Source organism: Xanthomonas citri pv. mangiferaeindicae (genome assembly GCA_002240395.1).
GTDB classification, from domain to species: Bacteria; Pseudomonadota; Gammaproteobacteria; order Xanthomonadales; family Xanthomonadaceae; genus Luteimonas; species Luteimonas citri_A.
The window spans coordinates 3,683,856-3,701,162 of record CP016836.1; the positions used below are offsets into that span (position 1 = coordinate 3,683,856).

Here is a 17,307-nt window from a genome sequence, read left to right on the forward strand (position 1 = left end):
AACGCGACATCCCGGATGCAAGTTGGCTGACAGCGCTGTCAAGCACACGCAGGCTCGATGTCGGCCGTCCCCACCGCGCCGTTCCCCTTTCGAATGCAAGGAGTCCGTCATGGATCGCGTACGCCTGTTCGCTCTGCCGCTCGTCGCCTGCCTGGGCGCAGCCGCCACGTTCGCCCCTGCCGCCCATGCCCAGACCCCCGTCTGGCAGGAAAACTTCGACGGCCCGTCGATCGATGGCAACACCTGGACCTACGATGTGGGCACGGGGTGCCAGATCGGCCTGTGCGGCTGGGGCAATTCTGAAATGCAGTACTACACCAGCCGCTCGGAAAACGCGCGCATCGAGAACGGCCGCCTGATCATCGAGGCGCGGCGCGAGAACTTCGACGGCAGCCCGTTTACCTCGGCGCGGCTCAAGACCGAGGGGCGTGTGCAGTTCAAGTACGGCACGCTCGAGGCGCGGATCAAGATCCCCGAGGCCGGCAACGGCGTGTGGCCGGCCTACTGGATGCTCGGCGCGGTGGGCGTGTGGCCGGCGCGCGGCGAGATCGACATGATGGAGGCCGGCTCGGCACAGGCGATCGCCGATGGCATGGCCAATCGCCGGATCGGTGCTGCCGTGCACTGGGACTACAACGGCTCGTACGCCTCGCACGCCACGGTCTACAACAGCCCGGTCGCGCTGCATGACGACTTCCATATCTACAAGCTGACCTGGGACCCGAATTTCATCCGCGTCTCGATCGACGGCCAGCAGTACTTCGAGTTCGACATCTCCGATGTCGAAGGGCCGCAGGTGCACGAGTTCCACGCCCCGCACTTCCTGCTGCTCAACATCGCCGTCGGCGGCACCTACACCGGCGTGCACACCCCGCAGGACGTCACCGCGCCGCTGCCCGGCCGCATGGAGGTCGACTGGATCCGGCTCTACCAGGACCATCCCGACAGCGAGTTGTACCTGGGCAGCAACAACGCCACGCCGGCCGGGCAGTTCGGCGTGTACACCGAGCGCAGCGGCCTGGCCGGCGCGCTGGATTTCGGCAGCAACACCGACCTGTTCCTGTGGAACAACCTCACCCCGATCGCCGCCGCACCGTTCGAGGGCAATGAACTGATGGCGTTCCGCGCCAACCCGGGCAACTGGTTCGGGCTGGGTATCATCACCGAAGTGCGCAACATGAGCGCCTACGTCGGCGGCAGCTTGAAGTTCCGCATGCGCACCGCCAGCCAGGCGCCGTTCCGCGTCGGCATCAACACGTCATTCGGCGACAGCTGGATTCCCTTCGCGCCGGGCGGCCAGCAGTACGGCCTGGTCCGCGACGGCGCCTGGCACGAAGTCAGCATTCCGTTCTCGGCGTTCCATGACCTCGACCTGCACGCGGTCAAGCAGTTCTTCATGCTCGCCGGCGATGCGCCCGGCCAGCCGGTCGACCTGTTCATCGACGACGTCTACTACCAGAGCCCGTGATTGCAAACGCGCGCACCGTCCGCGGGCGGTGCGCGCGATGTCCTAGAACACCGACAGCCCGGTCATCCGCGTGAAGCGGTGCAGCGCGTATGCGCCGAGCAGCGAGTTGCCCTTGTCGTCGAGCGGCGGCGACCAGACGCACAGGCTGAGCACATTGGGCACCACTGCGACGATGCCGCCGCCGACGCCGCTCTTGGCCGGCAGGCCGACGTGGAAGGCGAACTCGCCCGCAGCGTCGTAGGTGCCGCAGGTCATCATCACCGCATTGATGCGCGTGCTGCGCTCGACGCTGGTCACGCGCGTGCCGGTGCCCGGACACACGCCGCGGCCGGCCAGGTAGCGCACGCTGCGCGCCAGATCCACACAGTTCATGCGCAGCGCGCACTGGAAGAAGTACAGGTCGAGCACGGCGTCGACCTCGTTGTCGATGTTGCCGAAGCTGCGGATGAAATTCGCCAGTGCGATGTTGCGATAGCCGCTGCGGCGCTCCGAGGTCCAGATCTCCTCGTCGCGGCCGACCTCGGCGTTGCCCGAACGCTCGCGCATGAACGCTAGCAGCGCCGCCTCCGGATCGTCGTAGCGCGACAGCAGCACATCGGCCACGACCAGCGCACCGGCATTGATGAAGGGATTGCGCGGGATGCCGCATTCGTGTTCGAGCTGGATCAGCGAGTTGAACGGATCCCCCGAGGGCTCGCGTCCGACCCGCTTCCACAGCGCATCGCCCGCCGCGTCGAGGCCGAGCGTGAGTGTATGCACCTTGGAGATGCTCTGGATCGAGAACGGGACCTGGGCATCGCCGACGCTGTAGACATCGCCATCGAGCGTGGCGACCGCCATGCCGAAGCGCTCGCGCGGCACCGAGGCCAGCGCCGGGATGTAATCGGCGACCTTGCCCTCACGCGCATCGAAGCGCGCGCGCACCTCCGCATCGATCGTCGCCAGAATGCCGGGGATGTCGTGACGCGAGAGGTCGTGCGGGTTCTGCGGCGGACTATGCATCGGTGGGCTCGTGGTGGCGGACATGCAGTCTGCGCATGGAGGCGTCAAGCGCGGGTCGCCGCGCTTCAGGGCACGCGCGCTTGATGCCGCAGCCGGCACACTGCAGGCCTCACCGCTTGGAGACGCCGCACGATGGGCATGCTGATCGAAGGCCGCTGGCATCGCGACGACGACGGACTGGTCGATGGCGATGGACGCCTGGCCCGGCCGCAGACGCAGTTCCGCAACTGGATCACCGCCGACGGCCGCGCCGGTCCCACTGGCGAAGGCGGGTTCGCCGCGCAGCCTGGCCGCTACCACCTCTACGTGGCACGCGCCTGCCCTTGGGCGCACCGCACGACCCTGTTCCGCGAACTCAAGGGCCTGCAGGGCATGATTGGGCTGTCGGTCACCCACTGGCTGATGGCCGACGACGGTTGGACCTTCGCGCAGGGACCGGGTGTCGTGCCCGACCGGGTCAACGGCGTGGACACGGTGTGGCAGCTCTACACCGCCGCCGACCCGCGCTACACCGGGCGGGTCAGCGTGCCGGTGCTGTGGGACACCCAGCGCGCCACGATCGTCAGCAACGAGTCGGCCGACATCATCCGCATGTTCAACAGCGCCTTCGACGAGATCGGCGCGGCCGAGGGTGACTACTACCCGCCCGATCTACGCGAGGAGATCGACGCGGTCAATGCGCGCATCTACGACGGACTCAACAACGGTGTCTACAAGGCGGGCTTCGCAACTCAACAGGCGGCCTACGACGAGGCCGTCGAGGCGGTGTTCGCGACCCTCGACTGGCTGGAGTTGCGGCTGTCGGGCGAGCCGTTCCTGTGCGGCCACACGCTAACCGAGGCCGACTGGCGGCTGTTCACCACGCTGCTGCGCTTCGACGCGGTCTACCACGGCCACTTCAAGTGCAACCTGCGGCGGCTGATCGACTACCCCGCCCTGCTCGCCTACACCCAACGGCTGTACCGCCACCCGGCGGTCGCACCGACGGTCGACTTCGACCACATCAAGCGGCACTACTACCAGAGCCACCGGCAGATCAATCCGACCGGCATCGTGCCCGCCGGGCCGGTGCCGCCGTTCGGACGCTGACGTTGCCAGCGGGTCGCCGCTACAGCGGCGGGGGCATGCAGCCCATCGCCGACAGCGGTCCATGCAAGGCCGGCACCTGCATCAACCACGGCCCGGCCAGCGTCAACACGCCGGCCGCCAGTACCAGTGACGCTGCCAGCGCGCGCAGCCGCGGGCGCTGCAGCCACCGGCCCATGCGCTGGCCCGACCAGGTCAGCGGCAACATCACCGGCAGCGTGCCCAGGCCGAAGGCGGCCATCGTCAGCGCGCCGCCCGGCACGCTGGCCTGCATCCAGGCCACCGTCAGCAGGCTCAGGCTGAGCCCGCAGGGCAGCCAGCCCCACAGCATTCCCAACGCGATCCGGCGCGGCGCCGTCTCCGCCGGCAACAGGCGCCGCTGCAGTGGCTGCAACCACGCCCACAGGCGGGCGCCCGGCCGCCGCAGCAGGTCGAAGCCGCCGCGCCCGAACAGCCGCAGCGCGACCAGCACCAGCGCCACGCCCAGCAGCATGCGCAGCCCGAAGCCGATCCACGGATTGCCGAACACGCCGACCAGACCGTGGCCGAAGCCACCGACGATCGCACCGGCCAGCACATAGCCGCCCACGCGGCCCAGGTTGACCTGCAGCGCATGCGGCCAGCCGCCGGCCGGCGACGCAGCCGAGAAGCCGGTCGCGATGCCGCCGCACATCGCCGCGCAGTGCAGACCGCCCAGCAGGCCGCTGGTCAGCGCGGCCAGCACCACCAGCCAGTCAATCGGCACGCGGCCGATCCTGCGGCGGCGGCGGCGCGTCCGTGGGCCGCGCGCCCCGGAGGTGCCCGGCCTCGTCGCGGCCGTCATCGTCGACCAGGATGTCGAGCGCCGGAGTGTCCATGTCATCGAACTGCCCGCGCCTGACCGCCCAGACGAAGGCGGCGATCGCGATGCCAAGCAGCACCAGGCTGATCGGGACCAACAGCAGCAGACTTCTCATCTCGGTTCTCCGGTCGCCGGCACCCGGGTCAAGCGCAGCGCATTGGCGGTGACGAGCAGCGACGACAATGCCATGCCCAGCGCCGCCAGCCACGGCGTCACCAGTCCGGCCGCGGCCACCGGGATCGCCAGCAGGTTGTAGACCAGCGCCCACCCCAGATTCTGCCGGATCACCCGCCGGGCGCGCCGCGCCACCGCGATCGTCGCCGGAATGCGGCGCAGGGTCGGCCCGGTGGTGACCAGGTCGGCGGCGCGCTGGGCCAAGGACGCGCCCTCGCCCATCGCGATCGAGACGTCGGCGCCGGCCAGCACCGGCGCATCGTTGAGGCCGTCGCCGATCATTGCCACGGTGCGGCCCTCGGCCTGCAGCGCCCGGACCCGCGCCAGCTTGTCCTCCGGCGTCTGGCGCGCATGCGCGTCGTCGATGCCCAGCCGCGCGGCCAGCGCGGTGACCGGTGCCTGCGCATCGCCACTGGCCAGATGCAGCGCCAGACCCAGTTCGCGCAGGCCCTGCAACGCGGCGGCCGCGTCCTCGCGCACGTGTTCGCGCAGCGTGAACCGCGCCATCGCGCGGTGGCCGTCGCCGAGCCATAGCGCGCCATCGTCTGCGCGCCCGGCGGCGAACGCCGCCTGGCCCAACCGCCAGCGCACACCCTCGACGCTCCCCTCCACGCCCTGCCCCGGCACCACCACCATCGCGTCGGCGGCGGCATCGGCAGCAACGTGCGCGAAGGCCTGGGCAATCGGATGATTGGCATCGCGTTCGAGCGCGGCCGCGATCCGCAGTGCATGCGCCGGATCGAAGCCGTCGAAGCCGGTCGCCTCGTCGAGCTCGGGGCGCGTGTCGGTCAATGTGCCGGTCTTGTCGAAGACCATATCGGTGGCGCTGGCGAGCGTCTCCAGCGCATCGGCCCGGGTCGCCAGCACGCCGAGCCGGGCCAGTGCGCCGTGCGCCGTGGCCAGCGCCGTGGGCACCGCCAGCGACAGCGCACAGGGGCAGCTGACCACCAGCAGCGCCAGCGTGACCTCGAACGCACGCGCCGGGTCATGGATGCGCCAGCCCACGTACACCGCCAGCGCGGTCAGCAGCAGACTGGCGACGAAGCGGCTGCCGATGCCATCGGCCAGACGCGCCAGACGCGGCCGGTGCGACTGCGCCTGTTCGACGAGCCGGGTCAGCTGCGACAGCCGCGTATCGACGCCGGTGCAGGTCACCCGCACACGCACCGGCCACTCGCGGCAGACCGTACCGGCGTAGAGCGCCTCGCCGGCGATGCGGCGCACCGGCGCCGACTCGCCGGTCAGCAGCGATTCCTCGAACACCGCCTCGCCATCGAGCAGCACGCCATCGGCGGGCAGGACATCGCCGGCCGCGACACAGACGATGTCGCCGGCAACGAGCTCGGCAGCCGGCACCGACTCGCGTGCGCCGTCGGCGCGCTCGCGCACCGCCAGCGACGGCCGCGCGCGCGCCAGCGCATCGACCTGGGCGGTGGCGACGTTGCGCGCACGTTGCTCGAGCATGCGCGCGGCCAGCAGCAGGAACACGAACATCACCGCCGCGTCGTACCAGACGTGGGTGCCGCCGCGGATCGTTTCCCACAGGCTGGCCAGATAGGCCAGCAGGGTCGAGGTCGCGATCAGCGTGTCCATGCCGACGTGGCGCTGGCGCAGTTCGCGCGCCATGCCCGCCAGGAATGGCCAGCCGGCGTAGAACACCACCGGGGTCGACACCAGGAAGGTGATCCAGCGGAAGAAGTCGCGCGTGGCCAGCGGCATCTGCTGGTCGAAGTCCAGGTACAGGGCTTCGGCGAACATCATCGCCTGCAACGTGCCCAGCCCGGCAATGCCCAGACGCAGCAGCCAGCGCCGGCGCTCGCGTACCCGAGCGCGCTCGCGCGCCTCACCGCCGGCCAGGTACGGGCGATAACCGAGCGCGGCCAGCCGCTGCAGCACTTGCGACAGCGCCGTGCGCGCCGGGTCCCAGGCGATGCGGATGCGGCCGGTCACCGCGTTGGCGGTGACGTCGAGCACGCCATCCTCGCGGCGCAATGCGCGGTCGATCAGCCACGCACATGCGGCGCAGCGCATGCCGTCGGTCAGCAGCGTGAGCGCGCGTCCACCGGGCACCGGGTTGGCGTGCTCGCGCAGCAGATCCTCGCGATCCCAGATTCCGAAGTCGATCGCCTCGTTGCCGACCGGCGCCGGCATCGCACTGCGCAGGCGGTAGTAATCGCCGAGATCGGCGTGGCGGATCCACTGCGCCGCGGCCGCGCAGCCATCGCAACAGAACGCCTGCGTGGCGCCGTCGATCGCCGCCTGCACCGCATGCGCGGTCAGTGGTTCGCCACAATGGAAGCAGCCCGCGGGCGCGGGATGCGCAGCGGCGTTCACGTCTGCATCAGGGCTGCAGCGACGGCGCCAGGCGGGCGGCGTGCTGCTGCTTGGGCAGGCGTCCTTGCAGGCGCCAGGTGCCGTCGGCGGGTGCCAGCTGCACGATCCAGTCGTGGCCGTCATCGATCGGCGTGGTCGAGCGCCACCCGGTCTCCGTCGGTGCCAACTCCAGCGTCAGGTCGTCCTCCGACTGGGTCGGATGCTGCAGGAGCAGCCGCAAGTTCGCCTCGCGCGGGAACTCGCCCGTTGCCGGGATCGCCTCGACCATCGTCTCGTCGATCCGCACGATCGCGCTCAGCCCCAGTTGCCGCGCCTTCGCGTCCGGGCCCAGATCGGTGGTCTGGATCTGCGAGACGCGGCGGACCTCGTCGTTGACGACATCGTCGCCGCCGGTGCGGGTGGCGACGATCAACAGCCCCACGCCGGCGACGATGGAGGCCAGCGGCAGGCCGATGACCAGCCACATCACCGGGATCCGCCACAGCGGGCGCTTGTTGTCATTCATCACATCGGTCCAAAGAAGCTGCTGTCGACTGTCTTGCGCGTGCCGTCGTCGTCCTCGACGACGAATCGCACCTCGTGGCGCCCCCGCACGCCCTCAGGTGCCACCAGCACCAGCGGGAACGAGACCACCTCTTCCGCACGCGCCGGCACGGCCTGGGCATTGTCGCGCAGTTCGATGCCCGGCGTCGCGGATTCGACCAGGATGCGGAACTCGCGCGCCGCGTCGGACTTGTTGACCAGCTTGAGCGTGTAGGCGTTTTCGGTGCTGCCGTCGCCGGCTTCACGGTAAAGCGCATTGCGGTCGCGCAGCACTTCCACGATCAGGTCGCTGCGGGTGCCCACGCCGACCGCCCAGGCCACGCACAGCGCGACCAGCAGCGCGCCGTAGACGAAGATGCGCGGGCGCAGCACCTTGGTGGCCTTGCCGTCGATCGCATTCTGCGTGGAGTAGCGGATCAACCCACGCGGATAGCCCATCTTGTCCATGACGCTGTCGCAGGCGTCGATGCAGGCACCGCAGGCGATGCACTCGTACTGCAGCCCGTTGCGGATGTCGATGCCGGTCGGACAGACCTGCACGCAGATCGTGCAGTCGATGCAGTCGCCCAGCGCCTCGGGGGCGAACTTGGGCAACGGTTCGATCGCGCCCAGGTCGCCGTCCCAGGTGATGGTGCCGCGTGCCTGCGCGTTCTGGCTGGCGGCCGACGGGTGGCGCCCGGCGCGGAACACGTAGTCGTAGGCAACCAGCTTGTCGAGCAGGCCTCGGCCGCGCTCAAGCACACTGCCCAGGCCACGCTTGCGCGGACCGCGCGGTTCGCCGCGCATCGGGTCGTAGGCGATGATCAGGGTATTGCGGTCGAACATCGCGCTCTGGAAGCGCGCATAGGGGCACATGTACTTGCAGACCTGCTCGCGCAGGAAGCCGGCATTGCCCCAGGTGGCCAAGGCGTAGAACAGCACCCAGAACGTTTCCCAGCCGCCCCACGACAGCGTCATCGCGCGCGCGCCCAGGTCGGTGATCGGGGTGAAGAAGCCGACGAAGGTGAAGCCGGTCCACAGCGCGAACACCGCCCAGATCAGGTGCTTGCCGCCCTTGCGCATGACCTTCTCGCCGGTCCAGGGGCCGGCGTCGAGCTTCATTCGCTTGGAGCGATCGCCTTCGGTCCAGCGCTCCATCCACAGGAACACTTCGGTCCACACCGTCTGCGGGCAGGCATAGCCACAGAACAGGCGCCCGGCGAGCGCGGTGAAGAAAAACAGCGCCAGCGCCGCGATGATCAGCAGCAACGCCAGAAACAGGAAGTCCTGCGGCCAGAAGGTCAGGCCGAAGACATGGAACTTGCGCGCCGGCAGATCGAACAGCACCGCCTGGCGCCCGTCCCAGCGCAGCCAGGGGAACACGTAGAACATGCCCAGCAGCCAGACCACCGCCGCCACGCGCAGCCGGTTGAGCCGGCCCGATACATCGCGCGGATAGACCTTGCGCTCGCTCTGGTAGACAGAACCGCCGTCATCGACGACTTCGAGCGGAATCGACCCCTTCACGTCGTCGCTCCCGGCAGCGGGACGAAGGACGAGGGGAACTTGGGCTGGATGCGATTCATCTGGCTACCGATAGGGGTGCGACCGACGTGAGCGTTCGGTGATGAACGCTATTGTCCGCCCCGTTCAGGGCGTCGGAATGCGACCCGTTGTCGCAGCGCGCAACGGGCCGCGCCACGCCGAGGGTTGCCGCCGGCTCAGTCCGGCGACAACGGTCGGTTGAAGCGGCTCGCAGGCCGCAGAAGGATCCATGTGAACAGACTGGAGGCCGCAGTCGCCAGCCAGAACATGAAGAATCCGAGGGTGTATCCAAGCTCGCGCGACATCGACAGATCCGGGAAGGTCATGTCGCGAAGCGCGAGGGGATCGACGAAGGCGAAGAACACCATGGTGCACACGCCCGCCGCGAAGAAGCTCGGCCACAGAATCGCGCCCACCCGCTGCGCCAGCGGACGTGGCGGGTGGTCGAAGCGCGGTTCCGTGAAATCCGTCATTGGCGTGCCGTGGTGTCCGCTGCCGGCTTATTGGACAACGACCAGACGTAGGCTGCAACCAGGCGCGAACGGGTCTCGCCCAGCAGCTCGCGATGCGCGGGCATGACCCCGTGCCGGCCCTCGTTGATCGTCTGGCGGATGCTCTCGAGCGTGTTCGGATAGAGGGTGTTGCGCGCCGTCAGGTTCGGAGCGCCCAACGCCTGGTTACCCTTGCCGTCGACACCGTGGCAAGCCACGCACAGGCCCTGGAAGTGCTGCTCGCCGCGCGCCGCCATGTAGTCGGTGCTCAGCGTCTGCTCCAGGTCGGGCGAACGCAGCGCCCGCACGTAGGCGGCCGTCTGGGTCACCGCGACATCGCCGCCGATCCCGGCCAGCACCGACCCCAGCGGCGGCATGATGCCCTGGCGGCCATCGAGCACCGTCTCCAGGATCCGCTCCGGCTCACCGCCCCAGTTCCAGACATCGTCGGTCAGGTTCGGGTAGCCGGGTGCGCCCTGCGCAGTCGAGCCATGGCAGGCCGCACAGGTGTTGACGAAGATCGAACGGCCCAGGTCCATCGCCCGCGGGTCGCCGGCCAACTGCTCGAGGGGCTTGCCGGCGAATGCACCGAAGGTCTCCTCGAGTTGTGCGTCGCGACGGGCCTTGTCGGCATCGTGCTCGCGCGCCGAGGTCCAGCCGCTGGTGCCTGCGAAGTTGCCCAGGCCCGGATACCAGATCAGGTAGCCGATCGCGAACACCACCGTCAGGTAGAACAGGTTGATCCACCACTTGGGCAGCGGCTTGTTGTACTCGGTGATATCGCCGTCCCAGACATGGCTGGTGTCATCGGGCTTCGGGTCGCCGGGGCGGCGCCGCGATGTCCAGATCAACAACCAGACGCAGCCGACGATGTTCAACGCCACGATGGCGATGACATACCACGACCAAGCGTTGCTCATGACCCCTGCTCCTCGTCATCGTCCAGCGGCAGTTGCGCGGCTGCCTCGAATTCGGTTTTGCGCTTCGGGCTCCACGCCCAGACCCAGCCGCTGATGAAGCACAGCAGCAGGATCGCGGTGACGATTCCGGAAATCATTGGCTGTCCCCTCCCTTGGGGGCGTGGCGACCGAGGCCCTGCAGATAAGCGACCACGGCATCGAGTTCGGTCTTGCCCGAGACGTCCTCGGCAGCCTGCGCCACCTGCTCGTCCGAGTAGGGATCGCCCAGGCGCTGCAGCGCGCGCATGCGGCGGCTGACCTGCTCGCCGTCCAGCGTGGCCTTGGCCAGCCACGAGTACGCCGGCATGTTCGACTCGGGCACCACGTCGCGTGGGTTGTTCAGATGCACCCGGTGCCAGTCGTCGGAGTAGCGGCCACCGACGCGGGCCAGATCCGGCCCGGTACGCTTGCTGCCCCACTGGAACGGCCGGTCGTAGACCGATTCGCCGGCCAGCGAGTAATGGCCGTAGCGCTCGGACTCGAAGCGCAGCGTCCGCACCATCTGCGAGTGGCAGTTGTAGCAACCCTCGCGGACGTATACGTCACGCCCAGCCAGCTCCAGCGCGGGGTACGGTTCCACCCCCGGCAGCGGCTCGATCGCCTCGGCCTGGTACATCAGCGGCACGATCTCGGCCAGACCGCCGAACGACACCGCCACCGCAATCAGCACCGCCATCAAGCCGACGTTCTTCTCGACTTTCTCGTGCGCGTTCTTGTTTTCGCCACTCATGCCTGGCCTCCTGCGGAGACCTGTGCGGCCACCGGGGCGGGGTTGTGGGAGACGTCGGGCGGAAGCACCGGCTGGTCCGCCGTGACGACCTGGCTCTGCCTGTAGGTCTTCCAGAAGTTGAAGGCCATCAGCAACATGCCCGACAGGACCACGATGCCGCCCAGCAGGCGCACCAGGTAGTACGGGTAGGTCGCACTGAGACCCTCGACGAAGCTGTAGGTCAGCGTGCCGTCCTCATTGGTGGCGCGCCACATCAGACCCTGCATGACGCCGGCGATCCACATCGAGGCGATATAGAGCACCACGCCCACGGTGTGCAGCCAGAAATGCAGGTCGATCCACTTGGTCGAGTACATCTCCTTGAGGCCCAGCAGGCGCGGCATCAGCGCGTAGATCGAGCCGATCGAGATCATCGCCACCCAGCCCAGCGCACCGGCGTGCACGTGGCCCACGGTCCAGTCGGTGTAGTGCGAGAGCGAGTTGACGGTCTTGATCGACATCATCGGCCCCTCGAACGTGGCGATCATGTAGAACGAGATCGCGACGATCAGGAACTTGAGGATCGGATCGGTGCGCAGCTTGTGCCACACGCCCGAGAGCGTCATCACGCCGTTGATCGCACCGCCCCAGCTGGGCGCCAGCAGGATCAGCGAGAACACCATGCCCAGCGACTGCGCCCAGTCGGGCAGCGCGGTGTACTGCAGATGGTGCGGGCCGGCCCACATATAGACCGCGATCAGCGCCCAGAAGTGCACGATCGACAACCGGTAGGAGTAGATCGGCCGGCCGGCCTGCTTGGGCACGTAGTAGTACATCATGCCCAGGAAGCCGGCGGTCAGGAAGAAGCCGACCGCGTTGTGGCCGTACCACCACTGCACCATCGCATCGACCGCGCCGCTGTAGACCGGATAGGACTTCAGCGGGCCGACCGGGATCGCGATGTTGTTGACGATGTGCAACAGGGCCACGGCGATGATGAACGCCGCGAAGAACCAGTTGGCCACATAGATGTGCTTGACCCGGCGCTTGGCGATCGTGCCCAGGTAGAGCACCGCGTAGGCGACCCAGACCACGGTGATCAGCAGGTCGATCGGCCACTCGAGCTCGGCGTACTCCTTGCCCTGGGTCAGACCCAGCGGCAGGGTGATCGCCGCAGCGACGATGACCGCCTGCCAGCCCCAGAACACGAAGGCGGCCAGCTTGTCGGACAGCAACCGCACATGGCAGGTGCGCTGGACCACGTGCAGGCTGGTCGCAAACAGCGCACAGCCACCGAACGCGAAGATCACCGCATTGGTGTGCAGCGGACGCAGACGGCCGTAGCTCAGCCACGGGATGTCGAGATTCAGCGCAGGCGCGTAAAGCTGGGCGGCGATGATCACCCCCACCAGCATGCCCACGATGCCCCAGACCACGGTCATCACCGCGAACTGGCGGACTACTTTGTCATTATAGGTTTCAGTCATGGCGTGCATTCGCCGCCCCCTTTCTTGGATAGAAGAATGTTAGGCGCCCGTGATGTCGCTCTACCTTGATCTCGATCAAGGTGCCCCTGCGAGCGGTGTGCCCTGTCCATGCCCCGGCAGCCGGGGACATGAACGCGCCCATCATAGACAGTCGCCCATTCATTTGCCGGCCCGGCCCTGCCGCCCGGCTGCGACCGATCAGCGCACCCACTCAGAACCGGGGTCAGAGTGCATTTTTCGTTGAGCGAGAAGTGCACTCTGACCCCGGCTTTGGGCGGGGCGGTACACTGGGGGCTCGTCCAACCACGAAGGCCCCATGGCAAAGCCCAACTATTCGTTCGAAAAACGTCAGCGCGAACTCGCCAAGAAGAAGAAGAAAGACGAGAAGGACGCCAAGAAGCGCGCCGAGCGCGACGCGAGCCGCAGCGACACGCCGGCCACGCCCGACGCCGCCGAGTGACCGCGCCGGCCGCGGATCCCGTGCGGATCTGGGTCGATGCCGACGCCTGTCCGGGCCCGGTCAAGGACATTCTGTTTCGCGCCGCCGAACGCGCCCAGGTCGCGGCCACGCTGGTCGCCAACCAGTGGCTGCGCCCACCCTCGCGCCACGTGCGCGCGCTTCAGGTCGAAGGCGGCCCCGATGCCGCTGACGATGCCATCGTCACCCGCGTGAGGGCCGGCGATCTGGTGGTGACCCAGGACATCCCGCTGGCCGCCCGCGTGCTCGCGCTGGGCGCCCAGGCCATCGACCCGCGCGGCCAGCCGTTCACATCCGACAGCATCGCCGAGCGCCTGTCGATCCGCGACTTCATGGACGAACTGCGCGGCGCCGGCGTACAGACCGGCGGGCCGGCCGCGTTTCACGCCCGCGATCGCCAAGCGTTCGCCGGGCAGCTCGACCGCTGGCTGGCCAGGCGACGCTGACCGGCCCGCCCGACCTGATGCGCTACGCCGAACCGGCGGCGATGCCGTCGAGGGTCGCGACCGCAGCGGCCGGCAGCACCAGGTCCGCGGCAGCCAGGTTTTCGCGCAGGTGCGCGACCGATGAGGTGCCGGGAATCAACAGCAGATTCGGCGCGCGGCGCAGCAACCAGGCCAGCGCGACCTGCATCGGCGTCGCGCCCAGCGTATCGGCGACCGCCGACAGGGTCGAGGACTGCAGCGGCGTGAATCCGCCCAGTGGGAAGAACGGCACGTAGGCGATACCGTCGGCGGCCAGCGCGTCGATCAGCGCATCGTCGTCACGGTGCGCGATGTTGTAGAGGTTCTGCACGCACACCACCTCGACCATTCCGCGCGCCTGCGCCACCTGGGTCGCGGTGACGTTGCTCAGGCCGATATGCCGCACCAGCCCTTGCCGCTGCAGATCGGCCAGCACCGCGAGCGGTGCCTCGATCGAGCCTTCCGCCGGGCCGTGCGCGGACAGCATGATCCTGAGGTTCACCACGTCGAGCACGTCGAGGCCGAGGTTGCGCAAGTTGTCGTGCACCGCCTGGGTCAGCGCATCGGCCGAGAACGCGGGCAGCCAGGAGGCGTCGTCGCCGCGGCGGGCGCCGATCTTGGTCACGATCGTCAGGTCGTCGGGATACGGGTGCAGTGCCTCGCGGATGATCCGGTTGGTGACATGCGGGCCGTAGAAATCGCTGGTGTCGATATGGTCGACGCCCAGGGCGACCGCCTCGCGCAGCACGGCCACTGCCGCGGCGGGGTCCTTGGGCGGACCGAACACGCCGGGGCCGGCGAGTTGCATCGCGCCGTAGCCCAGCCGCTTCACAGATCGATCCCCCAGGCGGAATGTGCCGGCGGTATGGGACTGGGACATGACGAACCTCGCGTGTGGGGACCGCGGTAGTATCTGAAGACTCCTTCAGCTTTGGAATTCGCATTCGATGGCGACCGCCGCTGACCCGCTCGCCCCTCGCAAACGCCCGGTCCAGCGCCGGTCGACCGCGACCGTCGATGCGCTGCACGTCGCCACGATTCAGGTTTTGACGCGCGAGGGGCTGGCGCGTTGCACCACGACCCGCGTCGCCGAACGGGCCGGCATGTCTGTCGGCAGCCTCTACCAGTACTACCCCAATCGCGATGCGCTGCTCGCCGATGTGCTCACCCGTCATCTTGACGGCGTCGCGGACGCGGTGCAGCGCGCATGCGATGCGAAACGCGGTTCGCCCGTCGCGGACATGGCCGGCGCGCTGGTGACCGCGATCGTTGCCGCGAAACTACGCAATCCCGCTGAGTCCAGGGCGCTGTATGCCGTCGCCGCCGAACACGGCGGTATCGAACTCGTTGCGCGCACGCAGGCACGGAGTGTGGCGGCGATCGCGCAGATGCTCGCGACCGCGCCCGACGCCCGCATTGCCGATCCGACGGCCACTGCCGTCTTCGTCCTGAACGTCCTGCTCGGGCCGATCCGGGCACTGCTCGAAGGACATGCGCCCCCGGCGTTCGCGATCACCCTGGACGCGGAACTCACACGGCTGCTATCGGGTTATCTGCAGGCGGACCGGGGGCGTCAGGACGGGCCGACGCAAGGCGCGGACGACCGCCGACCTTAGACCCGCTCGGCGGCCGGGTAGAGCTCGCGGTTCTCGCGCTGCAGCCGCTCGAACAGGCCGCGCAGCACCGTGTTGGCGCCGGCACGGAAGCCCTCCGGGTCGGCCTTGACCCGGGACGGCACGCGCCACTGGCCGACGAACTCGGCAAATTCGGCGGCGATCCCCTGCATCTCCTGCTGGTAATGCGCGCCCATCGCCGCGACCGCCGGATCGCCGGCGCGCGCGAGCGTGGGATAGAGCACCTGATCCTCGGCCGCGAGATGGAACTTGACGCGACTGGCGAAGGCGATGATGTGGCTGGAGATCGCTTCGGCGTTGTCGGCGACGCCGGCATGGGCGAGCGCACGCAGCGCATCGATCTGGGCGGCGATCTCGCCGTGGTCGTGGTGGTAGCGGCGGATGTCCATCCGGCCCTCCGAAAAAAACCTGCGGGTTGCCTGTCGTTAGCGGCCGACGGGCCGACGGCTTGAGCACGGCTCCACACGACACGCGCTAGCCTGCCTGCATGCACACACCTCAGTTGTGGACGATCGGCCATTCGACACGGCCGATCGAGGTCTTCATCGACATGTTGCGCGCCGACGGCATCACCGCGCTGGTCGACGTCCGTCGCCATCCCGGCTCGCGCCGCCATCCGCATTTTTCCGCGCAATCGCTCGCGCATAGCCTGCCCGAGGCCGGCATCGTCTTCGTGCCGATGCCCGAACTGGGTGGCCGTCGGCAGGCGCTTGCCGATTCGCCGCACACGGCCTGGCGCAACGCGAGTTTTCGTGGCTACGCCGATTACATGGACACCGCCGAGTATGCGCAGGCGCGCACGCGGCTGATGGCGCTCGCGCATACGCAGCGCACCGCCTGCATGTGCGCCGAGGCGATGTGGTGGAGTTGCCATCGCAGCCTGATCGCCGACGACTTCAAGGCCCGCGGTTGGGAGGTGGTGCATCTGATGGGACCGGGCAAATCGCAGCCGCATCCCTGGACCGCAGCCGCGCGCATCGTCGACGGACGACTGGACTACAGCGCGCCTGCACCGCCGCAAGATGACTTGTTCGCGCCAGAGGCGTAAAGCCTCACCCCCACCCGGCGCGCCAGGCGCGCCGACCTCCCCCGCAGGCGGGGGAGGCACTCCCGATGCTTGCCAGTCCTTTCTGCGCAAGCGCGGCCGTCGCGATGTGCTTGCGAGCTCCTTCCCCCGCAAGCGGGGGAGTTCATTACCCGGCTTACCAGTCCTTTCCCCGCACGCGCGGGCGGTAGCGACTGTACGTACGAGCCCTCCCCGCCCGCGCGGCATTGCGCCCTTTGCGGGTGGAGGGCTGGGTGGGCACGGCACGCATTGCCCCCTCATGGCGAGTTGAACTCAGGACGCGGGCTTCTGCAGCGCCTGGGCCTGCTCGAGGTGGCCGGCGATCGTCTTGCGCGTGCTCTCCAGGTGGCTGCGCACATCGCCGGCACTGGCCTGCGGGATCAGCTCGCGATCGAGCTTGTCCAGCGCGGCCTGGTGGCCCTTGACCATCGCGTCGATCCACGCAGTCTCGAAGGCCTCGCCATCGAGTCCCTCCAGACGCTGGCGCTCGGTGTCGTGCTGACGACGCTCGGCGGTCAGCGCCGGGTCGTCGGATGCCGCCGGCTGCGGGGATGCGCTTGCGCTCTCGCTTTTGCCGTCGAGCATCGCCTGGGTGGTCTGCATGCTGCGCTCGTGGTCGGTGCGCAATTGCTCGGCGTACGCACGCGCGCGCTCGCCGACGCCCTTCTTCAGCGCATCCTGCGCGGCTGCGATCTCGTGCCGATCGACCTCGATCACTGCCAGCAGCGCCTTGCGATCCGCCGGTGCCAATGCAGTCGCGGCACCGGTCCCAGTCTGGGCATCGCCTGGGGCCATCGTGTCGGCCGGGCCGGTGCCCATGGCCGCGCTGTCGTCGGTGGTCGGCCCGGCAGCAGGCGGGGTGCCCGGTGTGGCGGCAGCCTGGTGATCATCGGCGGCGCGGTCGCCGCATGCCGACAGCGCGAACGCGAGCGAAGCCACCAGCAGGGTCGGACGAAGATTCATGGTCGCACTCCATAGCAGGACAGGAAACGCGATGCTGGGCGTCATGCCCGCCGCAGGCGGTGAAGCCGCGCGCCGGCGCCACGG

18 protein-coding genes are annotated in these 17,307 nt (G+C 68.7%); 5 read left to right on the forward strand and 13 right to left on the reverse strand.

Annotation, left to right across the window (positions count from 1 at the left end; genetic code table 11):
• Positions 1-109: 109 nt before the first annotated feature.
• Positions 110-1,468, forward strand: a complete 1,359-nt coding sequence (locus tag BEN78_16060) for a 1,3-beta-glucanase (protein ID ASR44653.1) — start codon at positions 110-112, stop codon at positions 1,466-1,468.
• Between the two features lie 42 nt (positions 1,469-1,510).
• Here the strand turns inward: BEN78_16060 and BEN78_16065 are convergent, their stop codons facing one another.
• Positions 1,511-2,470, reverse strand: a complete 960-nt coding sequence (locus BEN78_16065; protein ID ASR44654.1) for a glutaminase — start codon at positions 2,468-2,470, stop codon at positions 1,511-1,513.
• A 132-nt stretch (positions 2,471-2,602) separates the two neighbouring features.
• On the opposite strand from BEN78_16065, the gene BEN78_16070 reads away from it, so the two are divergent.
• Positions 2,603-3,559, forward strand: a complete 957-nt coding sequence (locus tag BEN78_16070) for a glutathione-dependent reductase (protein ID ASR44655.1) — start codon at positions 2,603-2,605, stop codon at positions 3,557-3,559.
• A gap of 19 nt (positions 3,560-3,578) precedes the next feature.
• Here BEN78_16070 and BEN78_16075 read toward each other — a convergent pair whose 3' ends face one another.
• The 9 genes from BEN78_16075 to BEN78_16115 all read right to left on the reverse strand — a co-directional run bounded on the left by BEN78_16075 (position 3,579) and on the right by BEN78_16115 (position 12,627).
• Positions 3,579-4,301 carry a hypothetical protein gene (locus BEN78_16075; protein ID ASR44656.1) on the reverse strand — a complete coding sequence of 241 codons (723 nt, stop codon included), beginning with the start codon at positions 4,299-4,301 and terminating at the stop codon, positions 3,579-3,581.
• The gene (locus BEN78_16080) at positions 4,291-4,512 is read right to left on the reverse strand and encodes a cytochrome oxidase maturation protein, cbb3-type (GenBank protein ID ASR44657.1); all 222 of its coding nucleotides are present in this window, start codon (positions 4,510-4,512) and stop codon (positions 4,291-4,293) included. The genes BEN78_16075 and BEN78_16080 overlap by 11 nt, the downstream gene beginning before the upstream one ends.
• Entirely contained in the window at positions 4,509-6,905 is a 2,397-nt protein-coding gene (locus tag BEN78_16085) for an ATPase P (GenBank protein ASR44658.1), read from the reverse strand. The genes BEN78_16080 and BEN78_16085 overlap by 4 nt, the downstream gene beginning before the upstream one ends.
• Before the next feature lie 7 nt (positions 6,906-6,912).
• A complete protein-coding gene (locus BEN78_16090; GenBank protein ASR44659.1) occupies positions 6,913-7,410 on the reverse strand; it encodes a nitrogen fixation protein FixH in 498 nt (165 codons plus the stop codon).
• Positions 7,410-8,942 carry a cytochrome c oxidase accessory protein CcoG gene (locus tag BEN78_16095; GenBank protein ASR45198.1) on the reverse strand — a complete coding sequence of 511 codons (1,533 nt, stop codon included), beginning with the start codon at positions 8,940-8,942 and terminating at the stop codon, positions 7,410-7,412. Before BEN78_16095 ends, BEN78_16090 begins: the two co-directional genes overlap by 1 nt.
• Positions 8,943-9,148: 206 nt before the next feature.
• Positions 9,149-9,445, reverse strand: coding sequence for a hypothetical protein (locus BEN78_16100; GenBank protein ASR44660.1), 297 nt, complete (start codon positions 9,443-9,445; stop codon positions 9,149-9,151).
• Positions 9,442-10,383, reverse strand: a complete 942-nt coding sequence (locus BEN78_16105) for a cytochrome-c oxidase, cbb3-type subunit III (protein ID ASR44661.1) — start codon at positions 10,381-10,383, stop codon at positions 9,442-9,444. Before BEN78_16105 ends, BEN78_16100 begins: the two co-directional genes overlap by 4 nt.
• Positions 10,384-10,516: 133 nt before the next feature.
• Entirely contained in the window at positions 10,517-11,152 is a 636-nt protein-coding gene (locus BEN78_16110) for a cytochrome-c oxidase, cbb3-type subunit II (GenBank protein ID ASR44662.1), read from the reverse strand.
• Positions 11,149-12,627 (reverse strand): cytochrome-c oxidase, cbb3-type subunit I, encoded by a 1,479-nt coding sequence (locus tag BEN78_16115; protein ID ASR44663.1) that lies wholly within the window; start codon positions 12,625-12,627, stop codon positions 11,149-11,151. The genes BEN78_16110 and BEN78_16115 overlap by 4 nt, the downstream gene beginning before the upstream one ends.
• Positions 12,628-13,074: 447 nt before the next feature.
• Here BEN78_16115 and BEN78_16120 point away from each other — a divergent pair, with 447 nt between their 5' ends.
• A complete protein-coding gene (locus BEN78_16120) occupies positions 13,075-13,542 on the forward strand; it encodes a hypothetical protein (protein ASR44664.1) in 468 nt (155 codons plus the stop codon).
• Positions 13,543-13,564: 22 nt separating this feature from the next.
• Here BEN78_16120 and BEN78_16125 read toward each other — a convergent pair whose 3' ends face one another.
• Positions 13,565-14,440 carry an oxidoreductase gene (locus tag BEN78_16125; GenBank protein ASR44665.1) on the reverse strand — a complete coding sequence of 292 codons (876 nt, stop codon included), beginning with the start codon at positions 14,438-14,440 and terminating at the stop codon, positions 13,565-13,567.
• Positions 14,441-14,507: 67 nt separating this feature from the next.
• Here BEN78_16125 and BEN78_16130 point away from each other — a divergent pair, with 67 nt between their 5' ends.
• On the forward strand, positions 14,508-15,176 hold the full coding sequence (locus BEN78_16130) for a transcriptional regulator (GenBank protein ASR44666.1): 669 nt from the start codon (positions 14,508-14,510) through the stop codon (positions 15,174-15,176).
• Here BEN78_16130 and BEN78_16135 read toward each other — a convergent pair.
• The gene (locus BEN78_16135; GenBank protein ID ASR44667.1) at positions 15,173-15,583 is read right to left on the reverse strand and encodes a hemerythrin; all 411 of its coding nucleotides are present in this window, start codon (positions 15,581-15,583) and stop codon (positions 15,173-15,175) included. The two genes, BEN78_16130 and BEN78_16135, sit on opposite strands and share 4 nt — an antisense overlap.
• Before the next feature lie 98 nt (positions 15,584-15,681).
• Here BEN78_16135 and BEN78_16140 point away from each other — a divergent pair, with 98 nt between their 5' ends.
• The gene (locus BEN78_16140) at positions 15,682-16,242 is read left to right on the forward strand and encodes a hypothetical protein (GenBank protein ID ASR44668.1); all 561 of its coding nucleotides are present in this window, start codon (positions 15,682-15,684) and stop codon (positions 16,240-16,242) included.
• A 291-nt stretch (positions 16,243-16,533) separates the two neighbouring features.
• On the opposite strand, the gene BEN78_16145 is transcribed toward BEN78_16140, so the two are convergent.
• A complete protein-coding gene (locus tag BEN78_16145) occupies positions 16,534-17,223 on the reverse strand; it encodes a hypothetical protein (GenBank protein ASR44669.1) in 690 nt (229 codons plus the stop codon).
• Between the last annotated feature and the right edge of the window lie 84 nt (positions 17,224-17,307).